The following is a 21,588-nucleotide window of genomic DNA, read 5'->3' on the forward strand; positions in this document are numbered from 1 at the left end:
AGCCCCTCAGTACGCGAACGACAGTGGTTTGTCGGGCTGATCCGGTGAGGTGTCCGGTGGCTCGTCGGTGCCGGCCAGTCCGCCGCGGATCGTTCGCAGCATCAGCTTGGTCTCGACGACCGCGAGCGCGCCGTACAGCAACGTGAAGCCGACCAGTGACGTGATCACCTCGCCGCTCGTCGTACTGGGCGACACACCCGATGCCGTGGGCAACAAGCCGAACACCAGCCAGGGTTGTCGTCCGGTCTCGGTGAAGATCCAGCCGAACGTGTTCGCGATCAACGGCAGCAGCGGCAACGGCGCGGCCAGCCAGATCAGCCAATGCGCAGGCGCCCGGCCGCGGCGCGTTGTCCACAGCAACCACAGCGCGATCGCGGCGGACAGCATCCCGACGCCGATCATCAGCCGGAACGTCCAGTACGTCAGCGGGATGTTCGGCTTGTACGACCCCGGGCCGTACAACTGCTCGTACGCGTCCTGCAGCGAGTTGATGCCCTTCACCTCGCCGTTGAAGTGCCCGGTGGCCAGGAAGGACAGCAGGTACGGCAGCTTGATCGAGAAGATCTCCTTCGACCCGTCCAGCGTGCCGACGGTGAAGACCGAGAACGACGCCGGCTTCTCGGTCTCGTACAACGCCTCCGCGGCAGCCATCTTCATCGGCTGCACTTCGGTCATCACCTTGCCCTGCAGGTCGCCGCTGATCGCCACGCCGACGCTGGCGACCAGCACCACCGACGCGCCGATCTTCAGCGCCGATCGGAACACGTCCTTGTCCACCAGCGGACGCCGGACCAAGTGCCACAGCGCGACGCCCGCGACGAACGCGCCGCCGACCATGAACGCGGCGAAGATCGTGTGCGGGTACGTGACGAGTACGACCTTGTTGGTCAGCACCGCCCACAGATCCGTCAACTCGGCGCGACCGCGGGCGGCGTTGTAGCGGAAGCCGACCGGGTTCTGCATCCACGAGTTCGCCGCGAGGATGAAGTACGCCGAGAGCTGCGTACCGAGCACGACCATCCAGATGCAGCCGAGGTGCACGAGCTTGGGCAGGCGCTCCCAGCCGAAGATCCACAGGCCGATGAACGTCGACTCGAGGAAGAACGCGAGCAGGCCCTCGAGCGCGAGCGGGGCGCCGAACACGTCCCCGACGAAGCGCGAGTAGTCGCTCCAGTTCATCCCGAACTGGAACTCCTGCACCAGGCCGGTGACCACGCCCATCGCGATGTTGATCAGGAACAGCTTCCCGTAGAACTTGGTCAGCCGCAGGTACTTCTCCTTGCCGGTGCGGTACCACGCGGTCTGCAGGCCGGCCGTGATCGCGACCAGCGAGATCGTCACCGGCACGAAGAAGAAGTGGTACACGGTGGTGATCGCGAACTGCCACCGGGCCAGATCCAGCGTGTCCATCGGAAGGCCTCCCGAGCCGTCTACGACGTTTCGTAGTAGATGCTAGCGCGGATCTACTACGACGTGTAGTTATACTGGTCACGTGGCGAGTGAGGACAAATCGCCGAGGCCTCTCGGGGACCTCGAGCGGCTGGTGATGGAGCAGCTGTGGGCTGCGTCGGCGGCGTTGACCGTGCGCGAGGTGCACGAGCGGTTGTCCCGCACCAGGGAGCTCGCCTACACCACCGTGATGACCGTTCTGGACCGGCTGGCGAAGAAGAAGCTGACCGAGCGCGAGCGCGACGGCAAGGCCTGGCGCTACCGCGCGGCCGCGCCCCGTGAGGAGCTGGCCGCCGACCTCATGCGCGACGCACTCGACCGCGCCGGCGACCGGCGTGAGGCGCTGGTCCGCTTCGTCGGCCAGGTCTCCGACGAGGAAGCAGCGCTGCTGCGCGAGGCCCTGTCCCGGCTGGACGGTCAGGAGCGGACGGGGTGATCACCCCGGTCCTGCTGGCCGTCCTCGCACTGGTCCTCACCGGTCCGGCACCGGCCGTGCTGGCTCGCTCCAACTGGCCCTACCGGGTCCCCCGCGCCGCGGTCATCCTCTGGCAGGCGATCGCGCTGGCCGCCGTCCTGGCTGCGCTGGGTGCCGGTATAGCGCTCTCGTACTCGATCGCGGGCCAGCCTGGTAAGCCGAAGTTCGACCCGTCGTCACCGCGGGACCTCGTGGCCGCACTGATCCTCGCGATGACCGCGTCGGTCGTTGTGCGGTTGCTCTGGGCCGTCGGGAAGGTCGCAGTCGGCACGAGGGCACGTCGCAAGCGGCACCGCGATCTGGTCGACGTACTCGCCACTCCGGACGGACTGATCCCCGGACTGCGGGTGCTGGCCGAGGAGACGCCGCTGGCGTACTGCCTACCTGCGCTGCGAGGCGCACGGGTCGTTGTGTCGGTCGGTGCGCTGGACCGGCTCGACGACAGCGAGCTGAAGGCAGTGCTGGCGCACGAGCAAGCTCATCTGCGGGCACGTCACGACCTGGTGCTGGAGGAGTTCACAGCGCTCCACCACGCGTTCCCGCGCTGGGTGCGGAGCGACGTGGCGCTGGAGCAGGCCCGCACACTCGTGGAGCTCCTCGCTGACGACGACGCCCGCCGCCGCAACGGCCCGCGCCCGCTGGCCCGCGCACTGGTCGCCCTGGCCGGCTCACCAGCGCCCGAAGCGGCTCTGGCCGCAGCCAAGTCCGCCACAGTCCTCCGAGTCGAGCGCCTGGCCGACCCGGCTCCTGACGAGCGCGTGCTCGCTGCCCTGACGTACGCCGGTGCCGTCACACTGCTGGTCCTGCCCACGATCACCATCGCCGCCCCGATCGTGAAGGCGATCGTGGACGCCGTCAGCTAGCCGGCCGGTACCGCACGAGTACGCCGCCGCTGGCCCACGGGCGCGCTTCGATCAGCTCCAGCTGGACCGGTGACTCGCCACTGGGAAACGCGCTCGTGCCTGCTCCCAGCAGGATCGGGCAGATGCGCAGCTGGACCTCGTCGACCAGCCCGGCGCGCAGCAGCGACTGGAACAGCGTGATGCTGCCCCACAGGATGATGTCCTTGCCGGTGTCCTCGGCCTTGAGCGCACGCACCGCATCGAGGTCGCGGATCACCAGACCCGGTTCGTAGGACCCCCACGGCGCACTCTCCAGCCTGGTCGACACGACGACCAGGCGCAACGCGTTCAGCTTCGGCGCGATCGGCTGGTCCGCCGAGGCGTCGGTCGGCCAGTAGCCCGCGAACAACCGGTACGTCTCGGCGCCGAGCAGCATCGTGTCGATGCTGTCCAGCAGCTCGAGATTGTCGTCATCGGCATGGTCGGCGATGGAGTCGAAGAACTCCAGTCCCCCGTCAGGCCCCGCGGCGTAGCCGTCGAGTGTCACGTACTCCTGGAAGATGAGTCGCCTCATGCCCTGCGACAGTACAGCGAGACTACCCGAACCGCTTACCCTCCCCACGAGCCACAGCGAGCAGCACCAGGCCCGACAGAACCAGCAGAACGACCATCGTCACAACGAATGTCAGCACTTCACTCCCCGAATCCCCACGCCCCAACACACTTCCCGACGCTCTCAGCGCGTGAGAAGTTCCCCGAACGCCTTCGCGATCTCGTCGACCTGCCAGGTCAGCGAGTGCGGCGTCACCACCACTTCGATCCACGACCAGCCAGGCACGTCGGCCGGCTGCCACGGAGAGCACAACGCCTCCCGGGTCCGCTCCATCCTATCGATCGACGCGTGCTCGATCGAATCGGCCGCCCGCGGCGCATAGAGGCGGAACGAGTTCGTGTGCGGCGGCTCCGGGAAGACGCGGAATCCCTCGCTCTGCAAGGCCATCGCGACCTCGACGGCACGCTGGTGCAGCTCGTCCATCAGCGGGAGAACGGTCCGCAGACCGTCGCGCGCGGACACGGCGTACGGGAAGAGCGAGAAGAGGTTGCCGCCGAGCCGGCGCTGCCAGCGGCGTACTTCGGCGATGACGTCCTCCGGACCGGCCAGGGCGGCGCCGCTGATCCCGCCGAGCACCTTGTAGAAGGACACGTAGACGGTTGAAGCCAGTGCGGCGATCTCCGCCAGGCTGTGTTCGAGGTACGGCGTGCTCTCCCACAGGCGCGCCCCGTCCAGGTGCAGCGGTACGCCGCGCTCGGCGCAGTACTCGGAGAAGACGACCAGCTCGTCCCACGTCGGCAGCACGTACCCGGCGTCGCGCAGCGGCAGCTCCAGCGTGACCGTGGCCAGCTTGCCGGGGATAGCGGCCAGCTCGTCCGGGCGCGGCTGGCGCGGCTCCGACGTCAGCCGCTCGATCCGCAGGTGGTGCACCTCTTCCAGCGCGTTCAGCTCGTGCACCAGGAGGTGGGACAGCCCGTGTACTGCGACCCGGCTGATGCCCGCGCGGTCGGCGTACACGCGGAGCACACTCTGCTGCGCCATGATGCCGGTCGGCAGGAACACTGCGGCCGGCTTGCCCAGCAGGTCGGCCACCTCCTGCTCCAGCGCCGCGACCTCGCCGCCGTTGCCGTACATGTCGACGAGGTCGTCCGTGGCGACTTCTGCGAGACGCTGGAGCCGCTCCGGCGCCGGCACTCGCCGGTTGCCGAGCCATCGCTCGCAGTTGTCCGTCGCGCTCTTCCGGCGCTCCCGCAGGTCCTCGGAGGTTGTAGTAGCCACGGCTCCATCCTCTCGTGTCCCGCAACTACTTTCAGATGGTGGCGGTGATCACGTGCTTTCCCTGGAGGGTCCTGATCTCCACCGAGTGCACCTGATCGAGCGGAACCAGCACACCGCCGCCGAACGTGCTGCCGTTCTTGGCTGCCTTCTCCGAGACCACCCAGCTGCCGGCGGTCCAGGTCTTGCCGGCCTTGTCGGTGACGAGCAGCTGGCACTGGTCTCCGGCCTTCAGACCCGTGACCTGCACCTGCACCCAGCTCCAACCGGTCCGCGGTTCCACGGTGGTTGCCATGCTGGCACCGGAGTCTGTGTCGGTCGTAGTGACTTCCCTGTAGCCGGCCGCAGGCTCGGTCGCCTGTGGCGGCGCGGTCGACCGGCCCAGTGCGACGCCGCCACCGAGCGCACCGCCAACCACGACCAGTGCGGCGGCCACCATGAGCCAGCGGGAGCCGCGGCGCTTGGCCGGAACCTGGACGACAGGCTCCGGCACCGCCTCGCGGACCTCCCGCAGTGTGCGCTGCAGCAACAGGTCGCCGCCTTCCGGCGGTCCTTCGAGGAACGCCTCCGGCGGGACCTCACCGAGGAAGTCCTTCATCTCCTCGAGCTCAGCGAGCTCGGCGCGGCACTCCGCGCACGTGGCCAGGTGCTCATCCACCTCGGCTACCTCACTGGGTTCCAATGCGCCTAACGCGTAGGCGCCGAGTTGCGTACGGTCGTGCTCGTTCATCGGGACACCTCCGCCTCTGTTCCGGCCATCACCGCGCGCAGAGCTCGGAGGGCGTAGTACGAACGTGATTTCACGGTACCGGGTGGGACACCCAGCTCCTTGGCAGCTTCTGCCACGGACCGCCCGCGGTAGTACAGCTGCACGAGTACTTCACGGTGCTCGGGCGACACCTTGTCCAGTGCGTCCATCACAACCATGGTGTTGACCACAGACTCGGAGTGGTCGCTCTGGACCGGCGGCTTGTCCACCACGTCCGCCACCTCGGCCGGACGCACCGCTCTGGCCCGGGCGCGGTCGGTGACGATGTTGCGCGCCACTGTCAGCAGCCAGCCCCGCACCGACCCTTTGCCGGTGGTCAGGTCGCCGGCGTGCTTCCACGCGCGTACGAGTGTCTCCTGTACGACGTCCTCGGCGGCAGCCCGGTCTCCGGTGAGACGGGTCGCGTAGGCGAGCAGACTGCGCCCGTGTTCGGCGTACAGCGTGCGAATCAGCGTCTCGGCATCCTGCGGCCCTGGGGTGTCACCCACCGACCGCACGATACCGGGATTCGCCGGTGCCAACACCAGCAGAGGTTCAGTAGCCGTTGCCATTTCCGGAGCCGCTCGGCTGGGTGGTGATCTTCTTACCGTCTGCGCCGACGACCCACCAGACACCGCCGACAGCCTGGCCCTTGGCCTCACCGGCCGCGCTGTCGCCCGCGAACAGGTAGAGCGGCAGGCCGTTGATGGCCAACTGCTTGGTGCCGTCCGAGCGGGTGACCGTGCTGACCAGCGAGGCCCGTCCGTTGCCGTCGACAACGGACTTGCCGAGCCCGCTCACGTCCGCGGCCGCCGGCTTCGCTGCGCCGAGCACTCCGACCGCACTGCTCAGTCGCTTCATCAGACCCTCCTCCGTCGACCGTTCGTCACCCCGCCATACGTACGGATTCACGGATCGGTTCAACCGGGAGGGCTATCGTCGCCACCATGAGCCAGGAGATCCCAGCCGCGGTCCAGCGCGCGCTCACCGCGATCGACGAACAGGACAACGACGCGTTCGTGGCGGCGTTCGCCCCGGACGGGTACGTCAACGACTGGGGCCGGGAGTTCCGCGGCCCGGACCAGATCCGCTCCTGGAGCCGGAACGAGCTGATCGGCAAAGAGGCCACGTTCACCGACACCCGGGTCACGGTCGCGGGCAACCCGCTGACGATCCTGACCCAGGTGGGCGGGAAGGGCTTCAACGGCCCCTCCCACTTCACCTTCGCCGTCGAGGGCGACCAGCTCGCCTCGATGACGATCACGGCCTAGACGCGCCGGCCCGGGCGGGCCGACGCCGGCGGGCCGGCCCTAGACGGGTTCGGGCTCGCGGATCCGCTGGGAGATGACCGAGGAGACGCCGTCGCCGCGCATCGTCACGCCGTACAGCGCGTCGGCGACCTCCATCGTGCGCTTCTGGTGGGTGATGACCAGCAGCTGGCTGTTCTCGCGGAGCTCTTCGTAGATCTCCAGCAGGCGGCCGAGGTTCGTGTCGTCGAGGGCGGCCTCGACCTCGTCGAGGATGTAGAACGGCGACGGCCGGGCCTTGAACAGCGCGACCAGGAACGCGACCGCGACCAGTGAGCGCTCACCGCCGGACAGCAGCGACAGCCGCTTGACCTTCTTGCCGGGCGGGCGGGCCTCGACGTCGATACCGGTGGCGAGCATGTCGTCGGGGTCGGTCAGGACGAGCCGGCCCTCACCGCCCGGGAACAGCCGGCTGAACACATGCTCGAACGCGATCTCGACGTCGCGGTACGCCTCGGTGAAGACCTGCTCGACCCGCTCGTCGACCTCCTTGACGATGTCCATCAGGTCGCGGCGGGACTTCTTCAGGTCGTCGAGCTGCTCGGACAGGAAGCGGTGCCGCTCCTCCATCGCCTCGAACTCCTCGAGCGCGAGCGGGTTGATCTTGCCGAGCTGGTTCAGCGCCCGCTCGGCCTGCTTGAGCCGCTTCTCGACCTTGGTCCGGTTGAACGGCTCGCCCTCGAGCTCCAGCGTCCCGTCGTCACCGTCCTTCGGTAGCGGCGGCACCAGCTGATCCGGCCCGTACTCCGTGACGAGGGCGTCGACCTCGATCCCGAGCTCGCCCAGCGCCCTCTCGTACAGCTGCTCGAGCCGCATCTTCTGCTCGGCCCGGGCCAGCGCGTCCCGGTGGACCGTGTTCGTCAGCTGCTCCAGCTCGGAGCTCAGGTTCCGCGTCGCGGACCGGGCCTGCGACAGCGCCTGCTCACGGTCGGCCCGCTGCGCCTGGATCGCCGACCGCTCGGCCGCCGCCTGCTGCAGCGAGGACTCCAGCCGGGCCAGCACGTGCCCAGCGGCCAGGTGCACAGCCTGAGCCGCGTCTGCCTGACGAGCCCGCCGTGCCGCCCGAGCGATCGCCCTGGCCCGCGCCTCGCGCTCCTGCCGGGCAGCGCGCTCCAGCGAGTCGGCCCGGCCGGACAGTGCCCGGGCTCGCTCCTCGGTGGTACGCAGCGCCAGCCGCGCCTCCATCTCGGCCGCACGCCCAGCCTTGGCCGCCTCGGCCAGCCGGTCACGCTCCGACGCGTCCGGCTCGTCGCCGTCGTCGTCGAACGCCTCGGCGTCCATCAGCCGCTCTTCGAGCTCGGCCAGGCCGGACAGGTTCTTGTCGCGCTCCTCCTCGGCCGCAGCGATCGCCTCGCCCATCCGCTGCGCCTCACCGCGGGACGCCTTCGCCAGCGACCCGAAGTGCGCCAGCTGCTCCGCCACCGCAGCCATGGCTGCGTCGGACTCGTGCAGCCGGGCCAGCGTGATCTCCACGGACTCCTTCTGCCGGGCCCGCTCGTCCTCCAGCCCCTGCAGCTCGAACCGCAGCCGCTCGCTCCGCGCCGTCGCCTCGAGCAGCTTCTCCGCCGCCTCGTCGACCGCGGACTGCACCTCGATCAGGCTCGGCGCCGCGTCCGATCCGCCGAACGCGAAGTGCGCACCCAGTACATCGCCGGCGCGCGTCGCGCAGGTGACGTCAGGCAGGTTCCGCACCAGGGACTGCGCGGCGGGTACGTCGTCCACGACGGCCACCTTGCGCAGCAGCCGCCGCAGCGCGGGTCGCAGCGTCTCCGGGCAGTCCACGACGTCGACGGCGTACGACGCGCCGTACGGCAGCACCGGCCACATGGAGTAGTCGTCCGCGGGGGCGTCGCCGAGCAGCATCCCGGCCCGGCCGAGGTCGTGCTGCTTCAGGTGCCCGACCGCCTGCAGCGCCGCGTCGGCGTGCGTGACAGCGACTGCGTCAGCTGCCTCGCCCAGGGCGGCCGCGATGGCCGTCTCGTACCCGGCGCGCACGCTCAGCAGCGCGGCGACCGAGCCCATCAGGCCGTTGACCTGCTCGGAGGCGGCCAGCAGGGCGCCGGCGCCGTCCTTGCGGTTGAGACCGAGCTCGAGCGCTTCCTTGCGCGCCGCCAGGCCGGTGCGCTCGCGCTCGGCGTCACGCTCCTCGGCCCGGAGCTTCGCCAGCCGCTCGTCCATCTCGTCGAGCACCGCCTGCGCGGCCTCGAACTGGTCGTCGAGCCCCTTCTCGCCCGCGTCCAGCCCGGCGACCTGGGTCTCCAGCGCGGTGAAGTCGTGCTGCGCCTTCGCGGCCCGCACCTCGGCCTCGTGCATGTTGCTCGCGAGCCGGCCGATCTCGGACTCGGCGGCGGCCGCGCGGCTCTTCAGCGCGTTCACCTGACCGGTCAGCCGGGCCAGGCCCTCGCGGCGGTCGGCGGCGGCCCGGATCAGCGCGGAGATCCGGCGCTCCTCCTCGGCCTCCTGCGCCTCGAGCTGCTGGCGGCGCTCGACGGATTCGGCGAGCAGCTCGGAGTGGGCCTCGACCTCGGCCTCGATCTGCGCCTCGGTCTCCCGGACCCGCGCGGCCTCGAGCTCGAGCTCCTCCGGGTCCCGGCCGGAGCGCGGTCCGTCGTCGGCCTCGTCGTTCAGCGAACGGATCCGGTCGGCGGCGATCCGCGCCGTACCTTTGATCTTCTCGCCGAAGCCGGACAGCTGGTACCAGGTGTCCTGGGCGGCCTGCAGGGCCGGCGCGTCCTCCCGGAGCGCGTCCTCGAGCTCGGCCTCCAGCTCGCGGGCCTCCCGCAGCTTCGCCTCGGTCTCGGACCGGCGCTCGGTCAGCGCTGCCTCGTCCCGCAGCTCGGCCTCGAGCGCGGACTGGGCCTGAACGATGTCGTCGGCGAGCAGCCGCGCGCGGCCGTCCCGCACCTCCGCCTGGATCGTCACTGCCCGGCGCGCCACCTCCGCCTGGCGCCCGAGCGGTTTCAACTGGCGGCGGATCTCGGCGATCAGGTCCCCGAGCCGGTGCAGGTTGCCCTCGGTGGCCTCCAGCTTCCGGATCGCCTTTTCCTTGCGCTTGCGGTGCTTCAGGACGCCGGCGGCCTCCTCGACGAAGCCGCGGCGGCCCTCCGGCGTGGCGCGCAGGATCGAGTCGAGCTGGCCCTGGCCGACGATGACGTGCATCTCGCGGCCGATACCGGAGTCGCTGAGCAGCTCCTGGACGTCGAGCAGCCGGCAGTTCTGGCCGTTGATCTGGTAGTCGGACCCGCCGTTGCGGAACATCGTCCGGCTGATCGTCACCTCGGCGTACTCGATCGGCAGCGCGCCGTCGGTGTTGTCGATGGTGAGCACCACCTCGGCGCGGCCCAGCGGGGCGCGGCCGGAGGTGCCGGCGAAGATGACGTCCTCCATCTTGCCGCCGCGCAGCGACTTCGCGCCCTGCTCACCCATCACCCAGGCCAGCGCGTCGACGACGTTGGACTTGCCGGAGCCGTTGGGGCCGACGATGCAGGTGATGCCTGGTTCGAAGTTCATCGTCGTCGCGGACGCGAACGACTTGAAGCCTCGGAGCGTCATGCTCTTCAGGTACAAGGCGAAGCTCTCCAACCCGTGAAAGGACAGACGATACCTAAGGAACCGTCGTAACTGCTCGTGCCGCTACCCGGGGGAAGTAGTTCCGCTCTGCAGTCTAGGGGCAGAGGCGCGTGAACCTGTGGAGGCCGACCGGTGAAGAAACGGCCGGCTGTTAGGGCAACAGAAGCTGAACATAGAACCGGCGGAGGCCCGGACGGGGGCCACCGCCGTGGTTGTGCGGACGGTCGAGATGCAATTCTCTGTTGTCGCGGCTAGGGTCCTCAGACCGAAGCGGGGGCGCGCAAAGCCTCGTCGACGGTCAGCAGGCGACCCTCGTGAATCTGTGCGACGAGGTGGTCGTTCTCTGCCTGCAGACGCATCACGTGCGCCTCCAGGTCGGCGACACGCCGGTTGAGCAGACGAACCTGCTCGAGCATGCGCGGGTCAGTGCCTCCAAGATGCCCTAGAAGAGCCTTGGCCATTGTGCTGTCCTCCGGAAGGGTTCTGGCCGGGTGCGCTCCAGGTCCTGGTCATGAAGGAGCGCTGAAAATGTGTGCCGTCTTTCAGGGTGACACCGGCGGGGCCGACGGGTCAACCTGGGCCACGTTTATTAACGATACCTCGCTCACCAGCGAACATGGCGGGGAACGGGCTGACATTTCGGGCACCGGTACGACGAACGGTTCATGAACGGCTCGCGACGGATCGGCCGGCCGTCCCGCGGGCACGGCGATCCCTCCTGCCCGTAGACGTTCAGGCCGCGCTCGAAGTATCCGGATTCCCCATTGACGTTGACGTAAAGCGCGTCAAAGCTGGTGCCACCAACGTTCAGCGCCTCGGCCATCACCTCGTGGGCATCGTGCAGGATGCCCTTTATTTGCACGGGTTTCAGCGTCTCGGTCGCCCGGGCGTAATGCAGCTTGGCCCGCCACAAGGCTTCGTCGGCGTAGATGTTGCCGATCCCGCTGACCACGGTCTGGTCCAGCAGCGCCCGCTTCAGCCCGGTCCTGCGGCGCCGGATCCGCGCCGTCACCGCGTCCGGATCGAACAGAGGATCGAACGGATCCCGGCCGATGTGGGCGATCTCGGCGGGCAGCTCCGCGCCGCCCTCGGAGTAGGACAGACCACCGAACATCCGCTGGTCCACAAAACGGACCTCTCCGAGGTCGTCCGCAAAGCGGAACCGGACCCTCAGATGCGGTTCGTCGGGCGCGCCGACGGGCTGGACCCGGAACTGGCCGCTCATCCCGAGATGGGTCAGAACGGCATCTCCGGACTCCAGCGGGAGCCACAGGTACTTGCCGCGGCGGGCCGGTTCGGCGAACACCTGGCCCTTGAGCCGGGCGGCGAAATCGTCCGGCCCGGCGGCATGACGCCGTACCGGGCGGGGATGCAGGACCTCGACCGCGTCGATGGTCCGGCCGTTGGTGAACTCCGTCAGCCCCCGGCGGACGACCTCGACCTCAGGAAGCTCGGGCACTCAGGACTGCGAGGGGTCGATCGTGTCGGGATGCGCGGCGCGCAGGGCCTTCCAGGCGGTCTCGGCGGCCTGCTGCTCGGCTTCCTTCTTGCTCCGGCCGATGCCGTGACCGTAGGTGTCGGAGCCGATCCGGACCCGCGCCTCGAACGTCTTCGCGTGGTCCGGTCCGGACTCCGCGATCACGTACTCCGGGACGCCGACGCTGAGCTGGGCGACCAGCTCCTGCAGCGACGTCTTCCAGTCCAGGCCGGCGCCGAGCCGGGCCGACGACTCCATCAGGTCGTCGAACAGCCGGTGCACCACCAGGCCCGCGGTCTCGAACCCTCGGTCCAGGTAGACGGCGCCGATCAGCGCTTCGACGCAGTCGGCCAGGATCGACGACTTGTCCCGGCCGCCGGTGGCTTCCTCCCCGCGGCCGAGCCGCAGGTACTTGCCGAGCTTGAGCTCGCGGGCGACACCCGCGAGCGCACGCATGTTGACCACCGCGGCCCGTAGCTTGGCCAGCCGGCCCTCGGACAGGTCCGGGTGGTTCCGGAACAGCGACTCCGTGACGATGACGCCGAGCACGGAGTCCCCGAGGAACTCCAGCCGCTCGTTCGTCGGCAACCCGCCGTTCTCGTACGCGTACGAGCGGTGGGTGAAGGCGTGCTCCAGCAATTCGTCAGCCAGCGATACGCCGAGCCGCTGGTTCAGCTCGGCGTAGAGCCCCGTTTCGTTGGCAGAGTTCACTGGGTTGGTTGCCGTTTAGCTCTCGACGACCTGGCGACGCTCGCCCTTGGCGCCGTACTGGCCGCAGTTGGGGCAAACGGTGTGCTGCAGGTGCTTCGCGCGGCAGGCGGGGTTCACGCAGGTCACCAGCGACGGGGCAGTGGTCTTCCACTGGGCCCGGCGGCTACGGGTGTTGCTGCGCGACATCTTCCGCTTCGGAACGGCCACGGTTATGACTCCTCGGTTCGGCCGGGGGCTGGTGGACCCGGCCGGCTAGCTGACGTTGTTCGGTCTTCAGTTGTCCTGCTGGTCGTTCTGGAGCAGTCCGCCGAGGGCTGCCCAGCGAGGATCGGTCGGATCCTCGTGCTTGTGGCCGGGCTCGTCCGCCAGGCGAACCCCGCACTCGGGGCACAGACCCGGACAGTCGTCCGTACACAGCGGCTGGAACGGTAGTGCGAGCACCACCTGGTCCCTCAGCACCGGCTCGAGGTCGATCAGATCGCCCTCCATCCGGCTGGCCTCGTCCGGCTCGGCTTCGCTCTCCGGGTAGACGTACAGCTCCTGGACGTCAGCGAGGAACTCGTCCTCGATATCGACCAGGCACCGCGCGCACTCCCCGACCAGACGGCCGCGGGCCGTACCGGTGACGAGCACCCCTTCGACCACCGATTCCAGCCGTAGATCGAACTGGATCGGATCGCCTTCGGGGACGCCGATCACGTCGATTCCGAGATCCGCCGGCGCCGGGGCAGTGAAAGTGACTTCGCGTTGGGACCCGGCGCGGCGTGTCAGCTCGTGCGTGTCGATCACGAGTGGGGACCGCGGGTCCAAGACGCTCAGAGCAAACCTTTCAAGCACGGGCAGGCAGGAACTCGGTCTCGTCGAGACCGGTGATCTACACTACCAACTCCGCGGCGCTGCGCCCAATTCGGGTCAGCCTAGAGCTTGTCCAGTAACCGGGAGTGAACGGCCGGCGTCACGAACGTGCTCACGTCGCCGCCGAGCCGGGCGATCTCCTTGACCCAGCTGGAGGAGATGAAAGCGTTCTCCGGGGCCGTCGGGAAGAACAGCGTGTCGACCCCGGTCATCCGCCGGTTCAGCTGCGCCATCTGCAGTTCGTAGTCGTAGTCGGCGGCCGAGCGCAGACCCTTCACGATCACTCCGGCGCCCTCGGCCCGGCAGTAGTCGACCAGCAGCCCGTCGAAGGTGCCGACCCGGACGTTCGGGAACGGGGCGATCAGCTCGGTGAGCATCTCGATCCGCTCCTGCGGGTCGAACAGCCGGTTCTTCGACTGGTTCACCCCGGTCGCGACGATCAGCTCGTCGAAGGCGGCGGCCGCCCGGGTGACGATGTCGAGGTGCCCGACGGTGGGCGGATCGAAGGTGCCGGGGAAGACAGCCTTAGCCATGGCGGTGACCGTACCAAAGCCGGGCCTCGCCGTACTTGCGGTCCCGCAGCGCGGCGAACCCCTCCGGCCACTCCCACGGCTCCCGCTTGCCCCGCTCGACGACCACGATCGCGTCGTCCGCGAGCCAGCCGCGCGCCGCCAGGTCGGTCAGGACGTCCTGCAGCTCGGTGGTCTCCAGCTTGTACGGCGGGTCCGCGAACACCAGGTCGAACGCGGCCGGGACCTCACCCGCAGTGATCTTTTCCACCGGGCGTGTCACGAGCTTCACGCCGGGCAGGCCCACGACCTTGATGTTGGCCGCGATCACGTCGGCGGCCCGCCGGTCGGACTCGACCAGCACCACGTCAGCGGCGCCGCGGGACAGCGCTTCGAGCCCGATCGCGCCGGATCCGGCGTACAGGTCGAGGACTGCCAGTCCGTCGAAGCTGCCGAACTCGGACTCCAGCGACGAGAACAGCGCCTCCCGCACCCGGTCCGCGGTCGGCCTGGTCCCGCTCCCCGGCGGCACGGCAATCCGCCGCCCGCCGGCCGCTCCCCCGACTATCCGGCTCACGTCTTCTCCAGGTACTCGGTGGTCTCGGACTCGAGGGCTGCCCGTACGACGGCCCTGAGCGCCGGGTACTCGGCGAGGTCGACGTCGACCGAGACGATCGAGTTCGCGACGTGGCGGGCGGCCAGGATGATGTCCTCGTCCCGCAGCACGCTGAGCAGCTTCAGGCTGGTCCGCCGCCCGGACTGCGCCACGCCCAGCACGTCGCCTTCCCGCCGGGTCTCCAGGTCGATCCGGGACAGCTCGAACCCGTCGGTCGTGGATGCGACCGCGTCGAGCCGCCCGTACGAGCGCGACCCCGGCCACAGGTCCGTCACCAGCAGGCACAGCCCCGGCACCTTGCCGCGGCCGACGCGGCCGCGGAGCTGGTGCAGCTGCGAGATGCCGAACCGGTCGGCGTCCATGATCACCATTGTCGAGGCGTTCGGTACGTCGACGCCGACCTCGATCACCGTCGTCGCGATGAGTACGTCGATGTCGCCGGCCGCGAACCGCGACATCACCGCGTCCTTCTCGTCGGCCGGCAGCCGCCCGTGCAGGATGTCGACGCGCAGGTCGTGCAGGATCTCGCCCAGCGCCTCGGCCACCTGCATCACCGAGATCGGCGGCCGCGCCTGCTTCTTCCCGCCCTCGTCGGTCTCGAGGAGCTCGCCTTCCTCGTCACCGGCGTTCTTGACGTCGTCCCCGATCCGCGGGCACACGACGTACACCTGGTGGCCTTTGCCGACCTCCTCGCGGACCCGTTTCCAGGCGCGCTGCAGCCAGTCCGGCTTCTCCTTGGCGGGAACGACCGAGGACTGGATCGGCGACCGGCCGGCCGGGAGCTGGGTCAGCGTCGAGACCGCGAGGTCGCCGAACACCGTCATCGCCACGGTCCGCGGGATCGGTGTCGCCGTCATCACCAGCACGTGCGGGGTGTTGTCACCGGACTTGGCGCTCAGCGCAGCCCGCTGCTCGACGCCGAACCGGTGCTGCTCGTCGACCACGACCAGCCCGAGATCTGCGAACTGCACCTTGTCCTCGAGCAGCGCGTGTGTCCCCACGACGATCCCCGCGGCCCCGCTGGCCGCATCGAGCATCGCCGTACGGCGGCCGGCCGCGTTCAGCGAGCCGGTCAGCAGACCGATCTTGGTGGCATGCTCCGCGCCGCCGAGCATCCCCTGCTCCGCCAGGTCACCGAGCATCTTCGTCAGCGTCTTGTGGTGCTGGACGGCCAGCACTTCGGTCGGGGCCAGCAGGGCCGCCTGGCCGCCGTTGTCGACCACGGACAGCATCGCCCGCAGCGCGACCACGGTCTTGCCGGAGCCGACCTCGCCCTGCAGCAGCCGGTGCATCGGGTGCGGCCGGGCCAGGTCGGCGAAGATCTCCTCCCCCACCTCGGCCTGCCCCTCCGTCAGCTCGAACGGCAACCGCTGGTCGAACTCGTCGAGCAGACCACCCGCGACGCGCGGCCGCGGTACGGCGTTCAGCGCGTCGGTCACCGCCCGCCGCTGCGCGAGGATCGTTTGCATTACCAACGCTTCTTCGAACCGGAACCGGTGCTGGGCCTTGTCGATGTCCTTCTCGGTGTCCGGAAGATGCACCAACTGCAGGGCTTCGCGCAGGCCGAGCAGCTTCTCGTTGCGCAGGATCAGGTCCGGGATCGGGTCGTCGAGCCGCTCGTCCAGGCTGTCCAGCACGATCTTCACCGACCGCTCGATCGTTGCGGTGGGCAACTTCGCGGTGGCCGGGTAGAGCGGGCGGAAGGGGCGGGCCCGGCGTTCGATCTCGGCCTCGGTGAGGTCCTCCTCGTCGAGGATCTCGGTGCCGGGGTTCTTCAGCTGCATGGTGGTGCGGAACATCGTCACCTCGCCCCAGAACAGGGCGGAGGTGCCGGGGGTGAGCTTGGTCAGCAGCCAGGGCTGGTTGAAGAACGCCGCTTCGAGGTCGTTGCGGCCGTCGGTGACGACGACCTTGGTGATCGTCCGCCGCTTGCGGAACTTGTGCACCTCGTCCGGCCGGATCTCGATCTTGCTGTCCAGGGCGCGGGCGGTGACCTTCTTGACCCGCCCGTTGACGGTGGCCTGGTCGCCGACCTCGAGCTCGTCGAACGGGGTCAGCTCGCCCTTCTTCAGGTACCGCCGCGGGTAATGGCGCAGCAGTTCGCCGACGGTCTCGATCTCGAGCACCTCGGCGAACGTCTTGGCCGTCTTCGCTCCGAGGAAGTCGCGGAGCTTGCGGTCAATGTCAGTCCTCATTCCACCCCGATCAGCAACGGGTACCTGTCCTGCCCTCCGTCGTACACCACGACGTCGACATCTTTGCGTTGCCGGCGCACGTGCCGCTCCACGGCTTCGGCCAGCGCCGGGTCCGCGTCCCGGCCGGTGACGATGGTCAGGAGCTCGCCGCCGCCGCCGAGCAGCCGGTCGACGACTCCGACCGCGGCGGTCTCGAGGTCCTCGGTGATCAGTGCGAAGTCTCCGTCGACCACGCCGAGCGCGTCTCCGATCCGGCACCGGCCGGCCATCGTCCAGGCGTCCTTGATCGCGATGGTCACCGCGCCGTGCCGGGTCTGCCCGGCGGCGGCCGACAGGTGTACGACGTCGTCGTCGAAGCTGCGCTCGGGGTCGTGGACGGCGATCGCGGCCAGGCCCTGGACCTGCGCGCGGGTCGGGATCACGGCGACCCGGATGCCGTCCTGGCGGGCGGCGGTGGCGGCTGCCTCGGCGACCGCGATCGAGTCCTGGTCGTTGGGCAGGACCACGATCTCGGGCGCCTGGGACTGCTCGATCGCCTGCAGCAGTTCGCCGGTCGAGCAGCGCCGGCCGGGGCCGCCGCGGATGACCCGGGCGCCGGCTTCGGCGTACAGGTCGGCCAGTCCGTCACCGGCGACGACGGCGATCACCGCACGGCCGGGGGCGGGTTCGTGGTGGTGGGTCTGGTCGGCGAAGTGGGTGACGCGGATGCGGTGCGGGCGGCCGATGTCGATGCCGTGCTCTATCGCGGCGCCGACATCGTCGGTGTGGACGTGCACGTTCCAGAGCCCGTCGCCGCCGACCACGACGACCGAGTCGCCGAGCGCGGCCAGGCTCTGCCGGAAGTCGCCGACCTTGTCGTCGGGCGCGTCGAGCAGATACATCACCTCGTACGCCGGTCCCTCGGAGCTCAGATCGGTCGTGCTCTCGGTGGGAATCCTCGCCGGTACGTCGACGTGTACGTGCCGGCCTGTCAGCACGGACTCCATCGCGCCGAGGATCACGACCAGGCCGGCTCCCCCGGCGTCGACGACCCCGGCACGACGCAGTACGTCGAGCTGCTCGGTGGTCTTGGTCAGCGCCTGCCGGGCGGACGCGACTGCGGCGAGGCAGACGTCGGCGAGGGTCTTCCCGTCGTTGGCGGCGGTCATCGCGCCGGTCGCGGCGGCGCGGGCGACGGTGAGCATCGTGCCTTCGACGGGTTGCGCGACCGCGCCGTACGCGGCGTCGGCGGCGTACTTGAGCGCGTCGGCGAAGGCGGCGGCCTCGCTCATCCTGGGGTCCGCGAGTACGCCTTCTGTGCGGTCTGGGCGGCCTGGGCGGTCGCGTGGGAGGTTCTCGTTGAGGCGGTTCCCGCAGGCGCGGATGAGTTGGGAGGTGATGACGCCGGAGTTGCCGCGGGCGCCGAGCAGGGCGCCGCGGCCGAAGGCCTGGATCGCCTCGGTGAAGGTCAGCTCGCCCTTGGGGAGGGCGTCGCAGGCGGCTTCCCAGGTCAGGTAGAGGTTGGTGCCGGTGTCGCCGTCCGGCACCGGGTACACGTTCAGTTCGTCGATCTCGGTCCGGGCCCGCGTCAGCTCCGCCAGCGCCGTCCGCGCCCAGGCCCGCAGTACCTCGACCGTCAATTCCTCCACGCCCGGAAGGCTAACCAATCCGTTTACGATGTGCTGTGCCCCGCTCGATTCTGTTCTCGTTCGCGTCCGACAGTTACCGGTACGCGGTCCGGGAGATCCGGGAGGCGTTTCCGGGCGAGCACCGGTTCGAGCGGCTCGGGGCCGAGGTGGCCCGGCTGGTCGACACGGCGGTTCCGATCGGGGAGTTCGCGGCGGCGTGTGACGAAGGCCGCATCATGTTCGTCCGGCATCTGACGGTCGAGGTGGCCGGCTATCCGCTGGACGACCTGCCGACCGAGCCTGAGCTCGCCACGACGCTGCTCGAGGAGGTCTCGGCCAGGTCGGTCGCGGTGCAGACCTGGGTCGACGGCACCGGCAGCTCGCACCACCACTTGATAGTCGAAGCGTTGGCCGGCCGCGGGGTCACCAGCACCCGGTCCGGGCAGGACGTCGTCGTGTCCGGCGTCGTGGTCGGCAAGCAGCTGTTGATCGGTGTGAACCGGCTGGCGGACAGCTTGTCGGACTGGCCGGGTGGGCGGATGCGGTTGGCGCGCGGGGACGAGCGGGTGTCGCGGTCGGAGTTCAAGCTGGAGGAGGCGATCGCGACCTTCGGGCTGGTGCTGCCGGCCGGCGGGAAGGCGGTCGATCTGGGTGCCTCGCCGGGCGGCTGGACGCGGATTCTGCGGCTGCACGGGCAGGAGGTGTGGTCGGTGGATCCCGGTTCGCTGGATCCGCGGCTGCGGCGCGATCGGCGGATCCATCACGAGGCGACGACCGCGGGCCGTTTCTTCGCGGCGAACCGGGTGCGCTTCGACGTGGTGGTCAACGACATGCGGATGGATCAGTTGATGAGCGCGCGGATGATGCTCGACGCGGCGGCCCAGTTACGCCGCGGCGGGCTGGCGATCGTCACGTTGAAGGGCGGCGGCAAGAACCCGCTGGACGGGGCGCGGCGCGGTATCGAGGTGCTCCGCGAGCAGTACGACGTATTGCATGCTCGTCAGCTGCACCACAACCGCAACGAGATCACTGTGGTTGCGCGGAAACACGAATAGGCGCCCGGGAGAGTGTCCCGGGCGCCTTTCGAAAGGCCCTACACGGAGTAAAAGCTGGGATCAGCCGACGACGCGCTGGACCTTGCCGGCCTTGATGCAGGACGTGCAGACCTTCAGCTTGGTCGGGGTGCCCTTGATGAGCGCCCGGACCGGCTGGATGTTGGGGTTGAACCGCCGGGGCGTGCGAGCCTTGACCCGGCGGATCATCGCGCCCTTACCCAAGCGGGCAACGCTGTTGCCGAACGTCGGCTGCTTGCCGCAGACATCGCACTTCTTAGACATGATTCTCCGTGTTCAGGGTCGTGACACCGACAGACCATGTTACATGGGTGTCAGCGAGCCACCAATTCGGCTTCAGGACGTGAGGTAGGCCACTTCGTCCTCGGTCAACGACACCGAAAGTCCCGGTGTCGAGGTGCGGGTTTCGCTGATGTGACGCGGCCCGATCAGCGGAAATACAGGATACGGCTGGTGCAGCAGCCACGCCAAAGCGATGGCGGTCGGCTCGACTCCCTTGGCCTTGGCGAGCTCCCGCGCGCGGTCCAGCCGCTGGAAGTTCTCGTCGGAGTAGAAGCAGCGCACGAGCTCGGCGTCCGAGGTGTCCTCGGGCTTGGCGCGGCCGGTGAAGAACCCGCGGGCCTGGCTCGACCACGGGAACAGCGCGACCTGCCGTTCGCGCAGCCAGGCCTGGGACTCGTCGTCGGACACGTGCCGGCAGCCGGCCCACGGTACGTCGTACGCCCGGGCGAGGCTGAGGTGGTTGCTGAGCAGCGTGAACGGCTGCTTGCTGTTGGCCTCGGCGTACGCGTTGGCCTCGTCGAAGCGCGCGGTGGACCAGTTCGATCCGCCGAAGGCCTTGATCCGGCCGGCCTTGAAGTGCTCGTCGAGGACGTCGACGAATTCGGAGACCGGGATCTCCTCGTTGTCGCGGTGCATCAGGTAGAGGTCGACGTGGTCGGTCTGCAGCCGCTCGAGGCTCTCGTGCAGCTGGCGGGTGATCGCCTCGGGGTTGCAGTGCGGGGTGTGCGCTCCCTTGCCGATGACGACGACGTCGTCCCGGTTGCCGCGGGACTTCATCCATTGCCCGAGCAGCCGTTCACCGCGTCCACCGCCGTAGATGTAGGCGGTGTCGAACGTCGTACCGCCGCGTTCGACGAAGTCGTCGAAGATCACCGCGGCGTGCGGCAGTGTCTGCTGGTTGTCGACGCCCATGACGAGCCGCGACACCTGCTTGTCGAGGCCCGGGACCTTCCCGTAGGTCATCGTTGCGTCGTCGCGCCGGGTGAGCGGACGGCCGCTCGCGGTCGGGATGACCGCGTCGTCGCGCTCGCTCGTGTACTGCTGCCCGATCGCCGCCCGCCACTGGTCCTGGACGGTGAGGTTGCCGAGGGTGTCGGCCCAGCTCATCTCCGGGGCTTCCTTCGCCCCGGCCTGGATCGCCACCTGGACCGCCTCGGCCTCGGCCGTGTAGATCAGGGCGGGTTCCGCGGAGATGTCGCGGGGTTCCTCGCCGACCTTGTGCAGGGTGACGTGGGTGGGTTTGCCGTCGCCGCCGAACCACGGGTCCTCGACGACGAGGTATCCCTCGCTGCCGAAGATCCGGACCTGGTTCTGGTCGGCCAGCCGTACGCCGGTGCTCACCTGTGCGGTGATGCCGCCGTCGAAGAACAGCGTGGCGACGCTCCATTCGTCGACGCCGGTCTCGCCGACGTGGCCGACGGCGTTGACGGCGGCCGGGTCGGCGAAGGGCCGGCCGGTGGCGGCGCCGGCGATCAGCCGCGAGTACGAGACCGGGTAGCCGCCGACGTCGAGGATGCCGCCGCCGGCGAGTTCGTCGGCGAAGATCCGCGATTCGGGCCGGAAGCCGGCGGCGAACGCGAAGGTGGCCTGGATCTGGTGGACCGTGCCGATCTCGCCGTCGCGGACGAGCTGGGCGACCAGTTTGGTCTGCGGCAGGCACCGGTACATGAATGCTTCCATCAGGAAGACGTCGTTGCGTACGGCGGCCTCGATCATCGCCTCGGACCAGGCCCGGTTGATCGAGAGCGGCTTCTCGCACAGCACGTGCTTGCCGGCTTCGGCGGTCTTGATCGCCCACTCGGCGTGCGACGGGTGCGGGGTGGCGATGTAGACGGCGTCGACGGTGTCGTCGGCGAGCAGGTCGTCGTACGAACCGTGCCGGTGGGCGATGTCCCATTTGTCGGCGAAGGCGTTGGCCGAGTCGAGGGACCTGCTGCCGACGGCGACGACCTCGTTGGTCTTCGAGGTCGGTACCTGGCTGGCGAACCGGGAAGCGATGTTGCCGGTGCCGAGGATGCCCCAGCGGAGCGTGTGGTCAGTCAAA

At 69.2% G+C, this 21,588-nt stretch carries 22 protein-coding genes; 4 read left to right on the forward strand and 18 right to left on the reverse strand.

The features are described from left to right. Positions 1-6: 6 nt before the first annotated feature. Complete coding sequence (locus tag ABT313_RS29315; RefSeq protein ID WP_350860489.1) at positions 7-1,410, reverse strand: cytochrome ubiquinol oxidase subunit I; 1,404 nt, start codon at positions 1,408-1,410, stop codon at positions 7-9. Positions 1,411-1,492: 82 nt separating this feature from the next. On the opposite strand from ABT313_RS29315, the gene ABT313_RS29320 reads away from it, so the two are divergent. Both ABT313_RS29320 and ABT313_RS29325 read left to right on the forward strand, forming a co-directional pair. After that, a complete protein-coding gene (locus ABT313_RS29320; RefSeq protein ID WP_350860491.1) occupies positions 1,493-1,885 on the forward strand; it encodes a BlaI/MecI/CopY family transcriptional regulator in 393 nt (130 codons plus the stop codon). Continuing rightward, positions 1,882-2,787: a M56 family metallopeptidase gene (locus tag ABT313_RS29325; RefSeq protein WP_350860493.1), complete on the forward strand. Its 906-nt coding sequence runs from the start codon at positions 1,882-1,884 to the stop codon at positions 2,785-2,787. Before ABT313_RS29320 ends, ABT313_RS29325 begins: the two co-directional genes overlap by 4 nt. Here the strand turns inward: ABT313_RS29325 and ABT313_RS29330 are convergent. The 5 genes from ABT313_RS29330 to ABT313_RS29350 form a co-directional block, all read right to left on the reverse strand. Then, entirely contained in the window at positions 2,780-3,340 is a 561-nt protein-coding gene (locus tag ABT313_RS29330; protein ID WP_350860495.1) for a dihydrofolate reductase family protein, read from the reverse strand. The two genes, ABT313_RS29325 and ABT313_RS29330, sit on opposite strands and share 8 nt — an antisense overlap. A 162-nt stretch (positions 3,341-3,502) precedes the next feature. Further along, positions 3,503-4,597, reverse strand: coding sequence for a threonine aldolase family protein (locus ABT313_RS29335; protein WP_350860497.1), 1,095 nt, complete (start codon positions 4,595-4,597; stop codon positions 3,503-3,505). 31 nt (positions 4,598-4,628) lie between these two features. Continuing rightward, positions 4,629-5,324 carry an anti-sigma factor family protein gene (locus ABT313_RS29340; RefSeq protein ID WP_350860499.1) on the reverse strand — a complete coding sequence of 232 codons (696 nt, stop codon included), beginning with the start codon at positions 5,322-5,324 and terminating at the stop codon, positions 4,629-4,631. Then, the gene (locus tag ABT313_RS29345; protein WP_350860501.1) at positions 5,321-5,851 is read right to left on the reverse strand and encodes a sigma-70 family RNA polymerase sigma factor; all 531 of its coding nucleotides are present in this window, start codon (positions 5,849-5,851) and stop codon (positions 5,321-5,323) included. The genes ABT313_RS29340 and ABT313_RS29345 overlap by 4 nt, the downstream gene beginning before the upstream one ends. 46 nt (positions 5,852-5,897) lie before the next feature. Then, positions 5,898-6,203 carry a COG4315 family predicted lipoprotein gene (locus ABT313_RS29350; protein ID WP_350860502.1) on the reverse strand — a complete coding sequence of 102 codons (306 nt, stop codon included), beginning with the start codon at positions 6,201-6,203 and terminating at the stop codon, positions 5,898-5,900. A gap of 86 nt (positions 6,204-6,289) precedes the next feature. On the opposite strand from ABT313_RS29350, the gene ABT313_RS29355 reads away from it, so the two are divergent. Further along, positions 6,290-6,613, forward strand: coding sequence for a nuclear transport factor 2 family protein (locus tag ABT313_RS29355; RefSeq protein ID WP_350860503.1), 324 nt, complete (start codon positions 6,290-6,292; stop codon positions 6,611-6,613). A 39-nt stretch (positions 6,614-6,652) separates the two neighbouring features. On the opposite strand, the gene smc is transcribed toward ABT313_RS29355, so the two are convergent. The 10 genes from smc to ABT313_RS29405 form a co-directional block, all read right to left on the reverse strand. After that, positions 6,653-10,201 carry a chromosome segregation protein SMC gene (gene smc / locus ABT313_RS29360; RefSeq protein ID WP_502884033.1) on the reverse strand — a complete coding sequence of 1,183 codons (3,549 nt, stop codon included), beginning with the start codon at positions 10,199-10,201 and terminating at the stop codon, positions 6,653-6,655. Between the two features lie 278 nt (positions 10,202-10,479). After that, entirely contained in the window at positions 10,480-10,680 is a 201-nt protein-coding gene (locus ABT313_RS29365) for a hypothetical protein (protein ID WP_130449173.1), read from the reverse strand. 143 nt (positions 10,681-10,823) lie between these two features. Continuing rightward, positions 10,824-11,678 (reverse strand): bifunctional DNA-formamidopyrimidine glycosylase/DNA-(apurinic or apyrimidinic site) lyase, encoded by an 855-nt coding sequence (mutM, locus tag ABT313_RS29370; RefSeq protein ID WP_350860505.1) that lies wholly within the window; start codon positions 11,676-11,678, stop codon positions 10,824-10,826. Beyond that, positions 11,679-12,407 carry a ribonuclease III gene (gene rnc, locus ABT313_RS29375; protein ID WP_350860507.1) on the reverse strand — a complete coding sequence of 243 codons (729 nt, stop codon included), beginning with the start codon at positions 12,405-12,407 and terminating at the stop codon, positions 11,679-11,681. A gap of 15 nt (positions 12,408-12,422) precedes the next feature. After that, positions 12,423-12,614, reverse strand: coding sequence for a 50S ribosomal protein L32 (gene rpmF / locus ABT313_RS29380; RefSeq protein WP_130387616.1), 192 nt, complete (start codon positions 12,612-12,614; stop codon positions 12,423-12,425). 66 nt (positions 12,615-12,680) lie between these two features. Continuing rightward, complete coding sequence (locus ABT313_RS29385) at positions 12,681-13,196, reverse strand: YceD family protein (protein ID WP_350860510.1); 516 nt, start codon at positions 13,194-13,196, stop codon at positions 12,681-12,683. 128 nt (positions 13,197-13,324) lie between these two features. Continuing rightward, positions 13,325-13,795 carry a pantetheine-phosphate adenylyltransferase gene (gene coaD, locus ABT313_RS29390; protein WP_350860512.1) on the reverse strand — a complete coding sequence of 157 codons (471 nt, stop codon included), beginning with the start codon at positions 13,793-13,795 and terminating at the stop codon, positions 13,325-13,327. Further along, positions 13,788-14,348 carry a 16S rRNA (guanine(966)-N(2))-methyltransferase RsmD gene (gene rsmD / locus ABT313_RS29395; protein ID WP_350860514.1) on the reverse strand — a complete coding sequence of 187 codons (561 nt, stop codon included), beginning with the start codon at positions 14,346-14,348 and terminating at the stop codon, positions 13,788-13,790. Before rsmD ends, coaD begins: the two co-directional genes overlap by 8 nt. Further along, on the reverse strand, positions 14,345-16,582 hold the full coding sequence (gene recG, locus ABT313_RS29400) for an ATP-dependent DNA helicase RecG (RefSeq protein ID WP_350860515.1): 2,238 nt from the start codon (positions 16,580-16,582) through the stop codon (positions 14,345-14,347). Before recG ends, rsmD begins: the two co-directional genes overlap by 4 nt. Continuing rightward, the gene (locus ABT313_RS29405; RefSeq protein ID WP_350860517.1) at positions 16,579-18,210 is read right to left on the reverse strand and encodes a DAK2 domain-containing protein; all 1,632 of its coding nucleotides are present in this window, start codon (positions 18,208-18,210) and stop codon (positions 16,579-16,581) included. The genes recG and ABT313_RS29405 overlap by 4 nt, the downstream gene beginning before the upstream one ends. Before the next feature lie 35 nt (positions 18,211-18,245). Between ABT313_RS29405 and ABT313_RS29410 the strand changes: the two genes are divergently transcribed. After that, the gene (locus ABT313_RS29410; protein WP_350860519.1) at positions 18,246-19,244 is read left to right on the forward strand and encodes an SAM-dependent methyltransferase; all 999 of its coding nucleotides are present in this window, start codon (positions 18,246-18,248) and stop codon (positions 19,242-19,244) included. Between the two features lie 60 nt (positions 19,245-19,304). Here the strand turns inward: ABT313_RS29410 and rpmB are convergent, their stop codons facing one another. Further along, positions 19,305-19,526 (reverse strand): 50S ribosomal protein L28, encoded by a 222-nt coding sequence (rpmB, locus tag ABT313_RS29415; RefSeq protein ID WP_130449155.1) that lies wholly within the window; start codon positions 19,524-19,526, stop codon positions 19,305-19,307. 72 nt (positions 19,527-19,598) lie between these two features. Continuing rightward, entirely contained in the window at positions 19,599-21,587 is a 1,989-nt protein-coding gene (locus tag ABT313_RS29420) for an aldo/keto reductase (RefSeq protein ID WP_350860522.1), read from the reverse strand. Position 21,588: the final 1 nt, after the last annotated feature.

The organism is Kribbella sp. NPDC000426, from assembly GCF_040300265.1.
GTDB lineage: Bacteria > Actinomycetota > Actinomycetes > Propionibacteriales > Kribbellaceae > Kribbella.

Bases quoted from the DNA above. Each gene is read 5' to 3' on its own strand.
- ABT313_RS29330 (WP_350860495.1), bottom strand. From the start codon at position 3,340: ATGAGGCGACTCATCTTCCAGGAGTACGTGACACTCGACGGCTACGCC.
- ABT313_RS29355 (WP_350860503.1), top strand. From the start codon at position 6,290: ATGAGCCAGGAGATCCCAGCCGCGGTCCAGCGCGCGCTCACCGCGATC.
- ABT313_RS29315 (WP_350860489.1), bottom strand. From the start codon at position 1,410: ATGGACACGCTGGATCTGGCCCGGTGGCAGTTCGCGATCACCACCGTG.
- ABT313_RS29365 (WP_130449173.1), bottom strand. From the start codon at position 10,680: ATGGCCAAGGCTCTTCTAGGGCATCTTGGAGGCACTGACCCGCGCATG.
- rpmB (WP_130449155.1), bottom strand. From the start codon at position 19,526: ATGTCTAAGAAGTGCGATGTCTGCGGCAAGCAGCCGACGTTCGGCAAC.
- coaD (WP_350860512.1), bottom strand. From the start codon at position 13,795: ATGGCTAAGGCTGTCTTCCCCGGCACCTTCGATCCGCCCACCGTCGGG.
- ABT313_RS29350 (WP_350860502.1), bottom strand. From the start codon at position 6,203: ATGAAGCGACTGAGCAGTGCGGTCGGAGTGCTCGGCGCAGCGAAGCCG.
- ABT313_RS29340 (WP_350860499.1), bottom strand. From the start codon at position 5,324: ATGAACGAGCACGACCGTACGCAACTCGGCGCCTACGCGTTAGGCGCA.
- recG (WP_350860515.1), bottom strand. From the start codon at position 16,582: ATGAGGACTGACATTGACCGCAAGCTCCGCGACTTCCTCGGAGCGAAG.
- smc (WP_502884033.1), bottom strand. From the start codon at position 10,201: ATGACGCTCCGAGGCTTCAAGTCGTTCGCGTCCGCGACGACGATGAAC.